This window comes from Pseudomonas sp. TE12234, assembly GCF_054061835.1.
This window is the reverse complement of record NZ_JBSSEP010000013.1, coordinates 101,266-114,747: the sequence shown is the minus strand read 5'-3', so window position 1 is coordinate 114,747 and position 13,482 is coordinate 101,266. Positions and strand designations below refer to the sequence as shown.

The 13,482-nt window shown below is 61.4% G+C and carries 11 protein-coding genes; all 11 read left to right on the top strand.

What is annotated here, in order from left to right; translation table 11 throughout:
* Positions 1–3: 3 nt before the first annotated feature.
* The 11 genes from ACVWYU_RS20190 to purD all read left to right on the top strand — a co-directional run bounded on the left by ACVWYU_RS20190 (position 4) and on the right by purD (position 13,405).
* Positions 4–1,950, top strand: coding sequence for a methyl-accepting chemotaxis protein (locus ACVWYU_RS20190; protein WP_457373518.1), 1,947 nt, complete (start codon positions 4–6; stop codon positions 1,948–1,950).
* Positions 1,951–2,115: 165 nt separating this feature from the next.
* Positions 2,116–3,858: a protein-disulfide reductase DsbD gene (locus ACVWYU_RS20185; RefSeq protein WP_457373517.1), complete on the top strand. Its 1,743-nt coding sequence runs from the start codon at positions 2,116–2,118 to the stop codon at positions 3,856–3,858.
* A gap of 132 nt (positions 3,859–3,990) precedes the next feature.
* On the top strand, positions 3,991–4,443 hold the full coding sequence (aroQ, locus tag ACVWYU_RS20180) for a type II 3-dehydroquinate dehydratase (RefSeq protein WP_457373516.1): 453 nt from the start codon (positions 3,991–3,993) through the stop codon (positions 4,441–4,443).
* Positions 4,444–4,491: 48 nt separating this feature from the next.
* Positions 4,492–4,959, top strand: coding sequence for an acetyl-CoA carboxylase biotin carboxyl carrier protein (accB, locus tag ACVWYU_RS20175; RefSeq protein ID WP_457373515.1), 468 nt, complete (start codon positions 4,492–4,494; stop codon positions 4,957–4,959).
* Between the two features lie 17 nt (positions 4,960–4,976).
* Entirely contained in the window at positions 4,977–6,335 is a 1,359-nt protein-coding gene (accC, locus tag ACVWYU_RS20170) for an acetyl-CoA carboxylase biotin carboxylase subunit (RefSeq protein WP_093226978.1), read from the top strand.
* Positions 6,336–6,622: 287 nt separating this feature from the next.
* On the top strand, positions 6,623–7,501 hold the full coding sequence (gene prmA, locus ACVWYU_RS20165) for a 50S ribosomal protein L11 methyltransferase (RefSeq protein ID WP_457373514.1): 879 nt from the start codon (positions 6,623–6,625) through the stop codon (positions 7,499–7,501).
* 30 nt (positions 7,502–7,531) lie between these two features.
* The gene (locus ACVWYU_RS20160) at positions 7,532–8,758 is read left to right on the top strand and encodes a DUF3426 domain-containing protein (RefSeq protein WP_457373513.1); all 1,227 of its coding nucleotides are present in this window, start codon (positions 7,532–7,534) and stop codon (positions 8,756–8,758) included.
* Between the two features lie 185 nt (positions 8,759–8,943).
* Entirely contained in the window at positions 8,944–9,954 is a 1,011-nt protein-coding gene (gene dusB, locus ACVWYU_RS20155) for a tRNA dihydrouridine synthase DusB (RefSeq protein WP_457373512.1), read from the top strand.
* The gene (fis, locus tag ACVWYU_RS20150; RefSeq protein WP_015093301.1) at positions 9,951–10,271 is read left to right on the top strand and encodes a DNA-binding transcriptional regulator Fis; all 321 of its coding nucleotides are present in this window, start codon (positions 9,951–9,953) and stop codon (positions 10,269–10,271) included. Before dusB ends, fis begins: the two co-directional genes overlap by 4 nt.
* Positions 10,272–10,352: 81 nt before the next feature.
* Positions 10,353–11,960: a bifunctional phosphoribosylaminoimidazolecarboxamide formyltransferase/IMP cyclohydrolase gene (gene purH, locus ACVWYU_RS20145; protein ID WP_248915362.1), complete on the top strand. Its 1,608-nt coding sequence runs from the start codon at positions 10,353–10,355 to the stop codon at positions 11,958–11,960.
* 149 nt (positions 11,961–12,109) lie between these two features.
* Positions 12,110–13,405, top strand: a complete 1,296-nt coding sequence (purD, locus tag ACVWYU_RS20140; protein WP_457373511.1) for a phosphoribosylamine--glycine ligase — start codon at positions 12,110–12,112, stop codon at positions 13,403–13,405.
* The last annotated feature ends 77 nt before the right edge of the window (positions 13,406–13,482 follow it).

Here is a 13,482-nt window from a genome sequence, read left to right as displayed (position 1 = left end):
ACGATGCGCCTGAAGCTGCTGACCAATCTCAATACCCTTCTTTTAGTCGCCGTCTGCGTCGCCCTTGGCGCCACGCTCTGGTGGTCGCAAAAAGCCCTCGAACGCCCCTATCTATTAATGGAGCGTTACCTCGGTCTGTCCCAGCAGTTTCAAAATGAAGTCGCGCGCAACGTCGAGGATTACCTCGCCAGCGGCGATGCCGTGCGCTTGAGCAGCGCCAGCCAGGCCATCGACAGCCTGCAAAAAGAACTCGGCGAATTGCCGCCAGCCCTGGCCGAAACTTTGCGTCCCAGCCTGTCGACCCTGGACGAATTCAGCAAAACCGATCTGCTGGCCGCCGGCAAACTCGCCGGCGACCCACAAGCCCTGCTGCTGCAAGCCGAACGGGAATTGAGCGCCAGCCTTGATCAACTCAGCCAATACGCCAGCGGCAACGCTGCCTATCTGACGCCGTTGCTCGCCGCCTCCCAGCACCTGGGGAAACTGTCCCTGGCCCGGGACAAACTGGTCAGCAGCGGTCGTAGTGAGCTGGCCGCCGATGTGGAGCGCGAAGTCGCCAGCATCCGTACCCAGGCTGAGCAACTGGATACCCTGCCGCTGCTGGGCGTGGCCGCCCGTGGTGAATCGAATACGGATGACTTCGCCGCGATGATGGGCCTGGAGAACACCGAGAAAACCGTCGTCGAAGATGCCGGCGTCGGCCTCAAGCGCGAACTGAACAGCCTCCTCACCCGCTACCCGGCGGAACTGGCGCGCACCCGCGAGCAGATCGAGAAACGCGCCGACCTCAGCACCGCGACCCACCTGAAAATCGCAGCCGTACAGCAAGCCATCGCTGGCCTGGAACCCGTGGTTCGTGCCCAGCACGGACAGATCCAGAGTGAAGTGCGATTGATGCAAGGCGTGATGATTGGTCTGATTTTGCTGATCGCCCTGCTCATCGACACCCTGCAACGACGCCTGGCCCGGACCCTGACCAATCTGGCGCCGGCCCTCTCGACCTGGGCCGAGGGCGATTTCAGCCGAAACATTGAACTGGGCAAGACCAACCGCGAACTGCGTGACATCGAGGCTTCGCTCAATCGTCTGCGCGCCTACCTGGTGGACCTGGTGGGCACCATTCGCCTCAACGCCGAGCAGGTTGCCGGTAGCAGCCGGACCCTGGCTGAGCTGAGCAACGACCTGCACAGCGGTGCCGAACATCAAGCCGGCGACACGGCAATGATTCGCGACTCGCTGAGCGAACTGGAAGCAACCATCCAACAAGTGGCTGGCGATGCCAGTCAGGCTGCCGATGCCAGCCGCCACGCGGGCCAGGCCGTCGCACACGGGCAGAAAGTCATTGGCCTGAGCCTGACCGGCCTGCATGCGCTGGTGGGTGAAGTGCAGGGCAATGCGCAGATGATCGAACACCTGGCCGAGGAGTCGGCCACCATCGGCGGCGTTTTAACGGTGATCCGTTCGATTGCCGACCAGACCAATCTGTTGGCCTTGAACGCGGCCATCGAAGCCGCTCGCGCCGGGGAAATGGGGCGAGGCTTTGCCGTGGTGGCCGAAGAAGTTCGTTCTCTGGCACAGCGCACCGCCGGCGCCACGGGAGAAATTCAAACCCTGATCGCCGGCCTGCAAACTGCCGCGCGGCAATCGGTCGAAGGCATGCGCGCCCAGGTCGAACACGCCGAAGCCACCGCCAGCCAGGCCCAGGCGGCTGATGGCGCGCTGGATAAAATCGTCGGGGCGATCCAGACCATTTCCGAGACAGCCGTGCGCATTGCCGATGTCACCGCCCAGCAGAGTGGCGCTGTCAGCGAAATCCGCGATCACAGTGAGCGGATTCACCAATTGGGTGGGGATAACTTGCTGCGCATTGGCGAGGGGCGCGAACAAGGGGAGAACCTGCTGGTGCTGGGCGGGCAACTGCATACGGCCGTTCAGGCGTTCCGCGTCTGATAGATCGACTTCGCGAGCAAGCTCGCACACGCTTGATTTGTGTACGCCGCAGATCCCCCCGTGTGAGCGACCCTGCTCGCGATAGCGTCATCACCCCCATCCTTGGCCCTGCATACCCGCCCGCCGTCCGCTATCATGCCCCCAATTCCGATACGCGAGATTGTCATGCGCCGTTTGCTCTGCCTGCTGCTTTTCGTGCTCGCCCTGCCGGCCACCGCCACCGGGCTGCTGGAGAATCGGCCCAGTTCGACGCTGGGCTCGATCAACAACAGCGCCGATTTCCTGCCGGTGCGCGAAGCCTTCCAGCTCAGCCTGGTGGAGAGCACGCCGCAATCGATCAAGCTGCGCTTCGTCGCCACCGAGGGTTATTACCTCTACCGCCACCGCTTTCAGTTCCGCGCCGACCCGGTCGATGTCGCGCTCGGCCCCGCCCGGCTGCCCAAGGGTGAACAAAAGCACGACGAGTACTTCGGTGATGTCGAGGTCTATCACGGCATTCTCGACGTCGAACTGCCGCGCACAGACCAACGTGCCTTTACCCTCGCCGTGACCTACCAGGGTTGTGCGGACAAAGGTCTGTGCTATCCACCCGAGACCGAACGCCTGAGTATCAGCGGCGACGGCGCAACGCCAGCCCATGACTGGGGCTGGCGTGCACTGGCGCTGTTCTTTCTCGCCGGCCTGGGCCTGACCTTTACCCCCTGCGTACTGCCCATGCTGCCGATCCTTTCCGGCGTGGTGTTGCGCGGCCAGGTCGGTGGCTGGCGCGGGTTCAATCTGTCGCTGGCGTATGTCCTGCCGATGGCCGCCTGCTTCGCCCTGCTGGGCGCATTGATGGGGATGTTCGGCGCGCAGCTCAATCTGCAGGCACGCCTGCAATCGGCCTGGGTACTGGTGCCGTTCGCGATGTTTTTTGCCGTGTTCGCCCTGGCGATGTTCGGTGTGTTCGAACTCAAGTTGCCCCATGCGATCAGCAGCCGACTCGATCGCATCGCCGGACGCACCGAAGGCGGTTCATTGTGGGGCGCCGCCGTACTGGGCGTGGTCTCCAGCCTGCTGGTTTCACCCTGTGTCTCGGCACCTCTGGCCGGCGCGCTGCTTTACATCAGCGCCAGCGGCGATGCCTTGGGCGGCGGCCTGAAACTGTTCATGCTCGGCCTCGGCATGGGCGCCCCGCTGTTACTCGTCGCCACCGGCGGCGCCGCCTGGTTGCCGAAGAGCGGCCCCTGGCTGATCTACGTGAAAAACGCGATTGGCGTGCTGCTGCTGGGGCTGGCGATCGGTTTGCTCAGCCGCGTCATGCCGGGGCAGATCACCTTGCTGTTGATCGGTTTGCTGGCCGGTGGCGTCGGACTGTTCATGGGCGCACTGGAGTTCGTCTACAAACCTCCTCGAAAACGCCTGGGTCAATTGCTCGGGATGTTTCTGCTGTTTTATGCGCTGGCCTGCTGGTATGGCGCGTTCAGCGGTCAGACCGACCCTTTCAATCCGATCGGCCAGACGCGCACGATTGCTGCCAACGAGACCGCGCCAAACACCCGAGCCTGGCAAACCGTCAGCACTCCGGCCGACCTCGACCGCGTCCTCGCCGAAGCTCGCGCCTCCGGCACCCCTTTGCTGCTCGACTGGTACGCCGACTGGTGCATCAGCTGCAAAGTCATCGAACACGAAGTGCTCAACGACGCCACCGTGGTTGAACGGCTCAAGGGCTATCGGCTGATTCGTTTCGACATCACCGCCAGCAATGCCGAGCAACGCACCCTGCTCGACCGCTACAAACTGTTCGGGCCTCCGGCACTGATGTTTTTCGGCAAGGACGGCGTCGAGCGTGCCGAAGTGCGGGTGATCGGCGAGATCAATGCGGCGGACTTCGCCGAACGTGTCGCCAGTGCGAATGACCGCATTTAATCAAGCGGTCATATATTTCGCGCAAACATCGGTCATCGTGCTGCCTATTGCAGAGAACTGGACAGTCACAAAGGGTTTGCGGCATAGTCGCCGGGTTCTGACAACTGCACACGGATAACAAAGGAACAGCCGATGGCGACCCTACTGGTTCTGCACGGACCCAACCTGAACTTGCTTGGCACCCGTGAACCGGGCACCTACGGCGCCACGACGCTGGCGCAGATCAACCAGAACCTGGAACGCCGGGCCCGTGAAGCCGGCCACCATTTGTTGCACCTGCAAAGCAATGCCGAGTACGAATTGATCGACCGCATCCACGCCGCTCGCACCGAAGGCGTGGACTTCATTTTGATCAACCCAGCAGCTTTTACGCATACAAGTGTCGCATTACGTGACGCGTTGCTGGCGGTGAGCATCCCATTCATCGAAGTGCATTTGTCTAACGTGCACAAACGCGAACCTTTCCGCCATCACTCTTACTTCTCCGACGTAGCGGTGGGAGTGATCTGCGGCCTTGGCGCCAGCGGTTATCGACTGGCCCTGGAGGCCGCCCTAGAGCAGCTTGAAAAACAGGCAACAGCTTGAACAACAAGCGTTAAACGCCCCTGACCGACCCTTGGGAGTTGATGATTCATGGATATCCGTAAAGTTAAGAAACTGATCGAATTGCTGGAAGAGTCCGGCATCGACGAGCTCGAGATCAAGGAAGGCGAAGAGTCCGTACGCATCAGCCGTCATAGCAAGACCCCGGCTCAGCAGTACTACGCACCGGCTCCAATGCATGCTCCGGCTGCCGCGCCTGTCGCTGCCGCCGCTCCGGCTGCCGCTGCCGCCCCAGCAGCTGCTCCGGCCGCACCAGCGCTGAACGGCACCGTTGCCCGTTCGCCGATGGTCGGTACGTTCTATCGCAAGTCTTCGCCAACCTCGCCGTCCTTCGTTGAAGTCGGCCAGACCGTGAAGAAAGGCGACACCCTGTGCATCGTTGAAGCCATGAAGATGATGAACCACATCGAAGCTGAAACCAGCGGTGTGATCGAATCCATCCTCGTCGAAGACGGCCAGCCGGTTGAGTACGACCAACCGCTGTTCACCATCGTTTGAACCGCGGAGAGCCTTTGATGACTGCGAAGTTGGAAAAAGTTCTGATCGCCAACCGCGGTGAGATCGCACTGCGGATTCTGCGCGCCTGCAAAGAGATGGGCATCAAGACCGTCGCCGTTTATTCCAAGGCTGACAAGGAACTGATGCACCTGGGCCTGGCAGACGAATCCGTCTGCATCGGTCCGGCATCGGCTGCCCAATCCTATCTGCACATCCCGGCAATCATCGCCGCGGCCGAAGTGACCGGCGCCACCGCCATTCACCCAGGCTACGGTTTCCTCGCGGAAAACGCCGACTTTGCCGAACAGGTCGAGAACTCCGGCTTCGCCTTCATCGGTCCGAAAGCCGAAACCATCCGCCTGATGGGCGACAAGGTTTCGGCCAAGCACGCGATGATCGCCGCTGGCGTACCGACTGTTCCCGGTTCCGACGGCCCGCTGCCGGAAGACGAAGAAACCGCTCTGCGCATCGGCCGCGAAGTCGGTTACCCGGTGATCATCAAAGCCGCTGGCGGCGGTGGTGGTCGCGGTATGCGCGTCGTGCACAAGGAAGAAGACCTGATTTCCTCGGCGAAACTGACCCGCTCCGAAGCGGGCGCAGCGTTCGGCAACCCGATGGTCTATCTGGAAAAATTCCTGACCAACCCACGTCACGTGGAAGTTCAGGTGCTGTCCGACGGCCAGGGCAACGCCATCCATCTGGGCGACCGTGACTGCTCGCTGCAACGCCGTCACCAGAAAGTTCTCGAAGAAGCGCCGGCACCGGGCATTGACGAGAAGGCTCGTCAGGAAGTCTTCGCCCGCTGCGTCAAGGCGTGCATCGACATCGGTTACCGTGGCGCAGGCACTTTCGAGTTCCTGTACGAAAACGGTCGCTTCTACTTCATCGAGATGAACACTCGTGTCCAGGTAGAGCACCCGGTTTCGGAAATGGTCACCGGTATCGACATCGTCAAGGAGATGCTGAGCATCGCCGCCGGCAACAAGCTGTCGTTCACCCAGGATGACGTGGTCATCCGCGGTCACGCACTGGAATGCCGGATCAACGCCGAAGACCCGAAAACCTTCATGCCAAGCCCTGGCACGGTCAAGCATTTCCACGCTCCAGGCGGCAACGGCGTTCGCGTCGACTCGCACCTGTACAGTGGTTATGCCGTTCCGCCGAACTACGATTCGTTGATCGGCAAGCTGATCACCTACGGCGCAACCCGTGACGAAGCCATGGCGCGCATGCGCAATGCGCTGGACGAAATCGTGGTCGACGGGATCAAGACCAACATCCCGCTGCACCGCGACCTGACCCGCGATGAAGGCTTCTGCAAAGGGGGCGTGAACATTCACTACCTCGAGCACAAGCTGGCAGGCGAGAAGCACTAAGCTTCGACCCGAACAACAAAGCCGCCTTCGGGCGGTTTTGTTGTTTCTGGATATTTCATTTAACGAATCACCACCGCCCCTTTGGGAGCAGGCTTGCCCGCGATAGCGGTGAATCAGTCTACGATTGATATCGGATGTACCGGCTTCATCGCGAGCAAGCCCGCTCCCACAGGGCATGTGTTGATGCTCGGACCAACCTACTCCCACAAAACCCGCACTCTCGCGTAAACTTGCGCGCTTCTCGCAGCTCGCTAGGCTGCAATCAATATTTTTCAAAGGTGCCCGCCATGCCTTGGCTGCAAGTCCGTCTCGCCATCAGCCCAGAACAAGCCGAAACCTATGAAGACGCTTTCCTTGAAGTGGGCGCCGTGTCGGTGACCTTCATGGACGCCGAAGATCAGCCGATCTTCGAGCCGGAACTCAATACCACGCCTCTGTGGTCGCACACCCACCTGCTGGCGCTGTTCGAAGGCGGCACCGAAGCCGGCCCGGTACTGGCCCATCTGGAATTGCTGACCGGCAGCCCGCTGCCCGAGCATCACAGCGAAGTGATCGAAGACCAGGACTGGGAACGCAGCTGGATGGACAACTTCCAGCCGATGCGATTTGGCCAGCGCCTGTGGATCGTACCGAGCTGGCATGCGGCACCCGAGCCTGATGCGGTCAACCTGTTGCTTGACCCGGGTCTGGCGTTCGGCACCGGCACCCACCCCACCACCGCGCTGTGCCTGGAGTGGCTCGACGGCCAGGACCTGAAGGACTGCAATGTGCTGGACTTCGGCTGCGGCTCGGGGATTCTGGCGATTGCCGCCCTTCTGCTGGGCGCGAAGCAAGCCGTGGGCACCGACATCGACGTTCAGGCGCTGGAAGCGTCCCGCGACAACGCCGGGCGCAACAATATTGCCGAAGAACGCTTCCCGCTGTACCTGCCGGAAGACTTGCCGCAAGTTCAGGCCGACGTGCTGGTTGCCAACATTCTCGCCGGTCCGCTGGTGTCCCTGGCGCCGCAGCTGTCCCGGCTGGTCAGGACGGGCGGCCGCCTGGCGCTGTCGGGCATCCTCGCCGAGCAAGGCGAAGAAGTGGCCGCCGCCTACGCCAAGGACTTCGAACTGGATCCGATCGCCAATCGCGATGGCTGGGTGCGCATTACCGGTCGTCGGCGCTAGAATGAGCCTCTGCATAATCCGGATCGCCGCATGACCGACAGCTTCGTCACTCAGTGCCCGCATTGCCAAACCAGCTTCCGCGTCAGCCATGCTCAGTTGAGCGTGGCTCGCGGCGTTGTTCGCTGTGGCTCATGCCTGCAGGTGTTCAATGCCGCCAAGCAGCTGCTTGAGCAGGCCGGCAAGGAACCTGTCGCGCCGGTCGCCCCGGCCATCGTCGAAGCACCGGAACCCGCAGAACCCCGCGCCATCAGCCAAAAACAATGGACAGCCGCCGAGCTGGACCTCGACAGTCTCGACCTCGACGAAGAACTCGCCCGCCTCGAACAGCGGGAAATCCAGCCGACCACGGAGTTCACCCGGCATCGCGAAGACACGCTGAGTGCGCGTCGCGACACTGCCGAGACCGAAGAGCCCTGGTCCGACAGCCTGTTCAGCGAATCGGCTGCCGATCGCGCGCAGACCGACGAAGAGGATTTGCCGGAGCTGGAGCTGGTACCGAGCAAACCCTCGCGCACCGAACCCTCGCTGTCCCTGGAACCCGTAGAACCGGAGGACGAAGCAGCGCCGCCACAACTGCGCCTGCACGACCCGCTCGACACGCCGGTTCATCATGAGCGCCTGTCGGCCACTGCAAGCGACGAGCATGACGACGACCTGCCCTCGATCGAGCCATTACGCAAGCGACGCGAGCGCAGCGAACCCGGCGTGCGCGCCGACGTGCTGCAAGACCTGACCGATGATCCGCTGCAACTCGACTGGCAAAAACGTCGCTCGCCATGGGGGCGCCGACTCTTCTGGTTACTGTTGATCGTGCTTGGTGCCGGTGCCCTTGTCGGCCAGTATGTTGCCTACCACTTCGATGAACTGGCACGTCAGGACCAATACCGCCCGTGGTTCCAGCAGCTGTGCCCGCAAATCGGTTGCACCGTGCCATCCAAGGTCGATATCGCGAAAATCAAAAGCAGCAACCTGGTGGTGCGCAGCCACCCTGAATTCAACGGTGCCCTGGTGGTCGACGCGATCATCTATAACCGTGCGCCTTTCTCCCAGCCATTCCCGCTGCTGGAACTGCGCTTTGCCGACCTCAATGGCCATCTGATCGCCAGCCGTCGCTTCAAGCCCGGCGAGTACCTGGGCGGCGACCTCGAAGGCATGGCCGAAATGCCCCCGCAGACACCGATCCACATCGCGCTGGACATTCTCGACCCAGGCGCCAAAGCGGTGAACTACAGTCTCAGCTTCCACTCGCCCGAGTGAACCGGCTCACCCATCCTGAATTGACGACGGCTTTCTGACTTTGCGCGCCGGGACCAAACCGCTGGCGATAACAGAATAACTGTTCAGATTTTGTTCAATTCAGCCTTTATCCAGTCATCGAGAGCGGGTATCATGCCAACCCTTTTTCGAACTCTCATGATCCGGCCCCACAACAGGGAAGTCCTATGTCGGCGGTACGCATCGGTCCATACACATTACACAACGGCTTGATTCTCGCTCCCATGGCGGGCGTCACCGACCAGCCCTTTCGTCAGCTGTGCAAGCGACTGGGCGCGGGACTAGTAGTCTCGGAGATGGTTACCAGCGACATGAGTTTGTGGAACACCCGCAAGTCACGCATGCGCATGATCCACGAAGGTGATCCCGAGCCACGCTCGGTACAGATCGCCGGTGGTGACGCACAGATGCTGGCGGATGCGGCCCGGGCCAACGTCGAGCTGGGCGCGCAGATCATTGATATCAACATGGGCTGTCCGGCGAAGAAAGTCTGCAACAAGGCTGCCGGTTCCGCGCTGTTGAAGGACGAGGCATTGGTTACCGAGATCCTGCAGGCGGTAGTGGCTGCGGTTGATGTGCCGGTGACCCTGAAGATCCGTACCGGCTGGGACCGGGACAACAAGAACGGCCTGACCGTGGCGAAGATCGCCGAGCAGGCAGGCATCACGGCGCTGGCGGTCCATGGCCGCACCCGCGCCGATCTGTACACCGGGGAAGCCGAGTACGACACCATTGCCGAGATCAAGCAGGCGGTGTCGATGCCGGTCTTCGCCAATGGCGACATCGATTCGCCGGAGAAGGCCCGCTACGTGCTTGACGCGACCGGTGCCGACGGCCTGTTGGTTGGCCGGGCTGCCCAGGGGCGGCCATGGATTTTTCGCGAGATCGACCATTTCCTGCGTACCGGCGAGAAGCTCCCGGCGCTGGAGCTGATCGAGGTGGAACGCATTCTGCTAGAGCACCTGGCTGCGCTGCACGCCTTCTATGGAGACGTGATGGGCGTACGCATTGCTCGAAAGCATGTGGGCTGGTATCTCGCAACCTTGCCGGGCGCCAGGGAGTTTCGCGCCCACTTCAATCGTTTGGAAGATACGGAAGCACAATGCGCCAACGTTCAGGGCTTCTTCGCCGAACGTTACAAGAGCCTGACAGGGGACGGAGAGGGGGTGGCCGCATGACGATGATGACCGAGACTTTAGTGAGTGGAACAACACCCGTGAGCGACAACGTGAATTTGAAACAGCACCTCAATACCCCGAGCGAAGAAGGTCAGACCCTTCGTGGGAGTGTCGAGAAAGCGCTGCACAATTATTTCGCCCACCTTGAGGGCGCTGCCGTCACGGATGTGTACAACCTGGTGCTCTCCGAAGTCGAGGCTCCCCTGCTCGAGTGCGTGATGAACTACGTCAAGGGCAACCAGACCAAGGCCAGCGAGATGCTCGGACTGAACCGGGGCACGCTGCGCAAGAAACTCAAGCAGTACGATTTGCTGTAAGCATTCAATCAAACCAGAAAGGCGCCCGCGTAAAACCGGTCGCCTTTTTTGCTGACTCCTTTGCTTTTGATGGAAATTGAAATGACCGACCAGACTACCCGCCTGCCGATCCGCCGCGCCTTGATCAGCGTTTCCGACAAGACCGGGATCCTCGAATTCGCCAAGGAACTTGAAGCCCTGGGCGTCGAGATCCTCTCCACCGGCGGGACGTTCAAGCTGCTGCAGGACAACGGCGTTGCCGCAGTGGAAGTCGCTGATTACACCGGTTTTGCCGAAATGATGGACGGTCGGGTGAAAACCCTGCACCCGAAAATCCACGGCGGGATCCTCGGTCGTCGCGGTATCGACGACGCCATCATGAACGAGCACGGCATCAAGCCGATCGACCTGGTAGCAGTCAACCTGTATCCGTTCGAAGCCACCATCAACAAGCCAGGCTGTGACCTGCCGACCGCGATCGAAAACATCGACATCGGCGGCCCGACCATGGTTCGTTCGGCGGCGAAGAACCACAAGGACGTGGCCATCGTGGTCAACGCCAGCGATTACGCCAGCGTCCTCGAAAACCTCAAGGCCGGCGGCCTGACCTACGCCCAGCGTTTCGACCTGATGCTCAAGGCCTTCGAACACACCGCGGCCTACGACGGCATGATCGCCAACTACATGGGCACCGTGAACCAGGCCGCTGACACCCTCAGCACCGAAGGTCGCAGCGAATTCCCGCGCACCTTCAACAGCCAGTTCATCAAGGCCCAGGAAATGCGCTACGGCGAGAACCCGCACCAGAGCGCGGCGTTTTACGTGGAAGCCAAGCCTGCCGAAGTCGGCATCGCCACCGCGACCCAACTGCAAGGCAAGGAACTGTCGTACAACAACGTGGCCGACACCGATGCTGCGCTGGAGTGCGTGAAGAGCTTCGTCAAGCCAGCCTGCGTGATCGTCAAGCACGCCAACCCGTGTGGCGTGGCCGTCAGCCCGGACGCCGAAGGCGGTATCCGCAAGGCCTACGACCTGGCCTACGCCACCGACACCGAATCCGCGTTCGGCGGCATCATCGCGTTCAACCGCGAGCTGGATGCTGAAACCGCCAAGGCCATCGTCGAGCGTCAGTTCGTCGAAGTGATCATCGCCCCGAGCGTCAGCGAAGAAGCCCGCGCCATCGTGGCCGCCAAAGCCAACGTACGCCTGCTGGCCTGCGGCGAGTGGTCGGCTGACCGCGCGGCTGCCTGGGACTACAAACGCGTCAACGGTGGTCTGCTGGTGCAGAGCCGCGACATCGGCATGATCAGCGCCGATGACCTGAAAGTCGTGACCAAACGCGCGCCGACCGAACAGGAAATCCACGATCTGATCTTCGCCTGGAAAGTCGCCAAGTACGTTAAATCCAACGCCATCGTCTACGCCAAGAACCGTCAGACCATCGGTGTTGGCGCTGGCCAGATGAGCCGCGTGAACTCGGCACGTATCGCCGCGATCAAGGCGGAACATGCTGGCTTGCAGGTACAGGGCGCGGTCATGGCTTCCGATGCGTTCTTCCCGTTCCGCGACGGCATCGACAACGCGGCCAAGGCCGGTATCACCGCAGTGATCCAGCCAGGCGGCTCGATGCGTGACAACGAAGTGATTGCAGCAGCCGACGAGGCCGGCATCGCCATGGTGTTCACCGGCATGCGCCACTTCCGTCACTAAGCATACGTCCACTGACTGTAGGAGCGAGCTTGCTCGCGAAGAACGAATAGACGCCACAGTGTTTCAGACACTCCGCGTTATCGTTAACCACCATCGCGAGCAGGCTCGCTCCTACAGCCCCCAGATTTGCGTCATCCGAGGTTTTTGAAATGAATGTTTTGATCATTGGCAGCGGTGGCCGTGAACACGCCCTGGCCTGGAAAGTGGCTCAGGATCCGCGTGTGCAGAAGGTTTTCGTGGCTCCGGGCAACGCCGGCACCGCCATTGAAGCCAAGTGCGAGAACGTTGCCATCGACGTGCTGGCGCTTGAGCAGCTTGCAGACTTTGCCAAGAAAAACGTTTCCCTGACCATCGTCGGCCCTGAAGTGCCGCTGGTCGCTGGCGTCGTCGATCTGTTCCGTTCGCGCGGCCTGGATTGCTTCGGCCCGACCGCTGGCGCCGCTCAGCTGGAAGGTTCGAAAGCGTTCACCAAGGACTTCCTGGCCCGCCACAAGATCCCGACCGCCGACTACCAGAACTTCACCGAGATCGAGCCGGCACTGGCTTACCTGCGTGAAAAAGGTGCGCCGATCGTGATCAAGGCCGATGGTCTTGCCGCCGGTAAAGGCGTGATCGTGGCCATGACCCTGGCCGAAGCCGAAGACGCCGTGCGCGACATGCTGGCCGGTAACGCTTTCGGCGACGCCGGTTCCCGCGTGGTGATCGAAGAGTTCCTGGACGGCGAAGAAGCCAGCTTCATCGTCATGGTTGACGGCAAGAACGTCTTGCCGATGGCCACCAGCCAGGACCACAAACGCGTCGGTGACGGCGATACCGGCCCGAACACGGGCGGCATGGGTGCCTACTCCCCTGCTCCGGTGGTCACCAGCGAAGTGCATCAACGCGTCATGGACCTGGTGATCTGGCCGACGGTTCGCGGCATGGCCGAGGAAGGAAACGTCTACACTGGATTCCTGTACGCTGGCCTGATGATCGACAAGGCTGGTAACCCAAAAGTTATCGAATTCAATTGCCGTTTCGGCGACCCTGAGACCCAGCCGGTCATGCTGCGCCTGCAGTCAAGCCTGGTACTGCTGGTAGAAGCTGCCCTGGCCCAGGCGCTGGACAAAGTTGAAGCGCAATGGGATCCACGTCCTAGCGTCGGTATCGTACTGGCCGCAGGCGGCTATCCTGGTGACTACGCCAAAGGCGCAGCCATCAAGGGTCTGGATGCAGCCGCGACACTGGAAGGCAAAGTCTTCCACGCCGGTACTGCACTCAAGGACGGTCAAGTCGTGACGGCCGGTGGTCGGGTGCTTTGCGCAACCGCCATGGGCACCAGCGTCGATGCCGCTCAACAGCAGGCGTACAAGCTGGCAGCCAAGATTGATTGGGAAGGCTGTTTCTATCGCAAGGACATTGGCTACCGCGCCATTGCCCGCGAGCGTGGCGAAAATCAGGAATAAGCTACCCTTTCAGCCGGGCAAGGGCTTCGGGCCCTTGCCTGACTATTCCGGCGCCGCGCATAGTTATATTCTGGCAT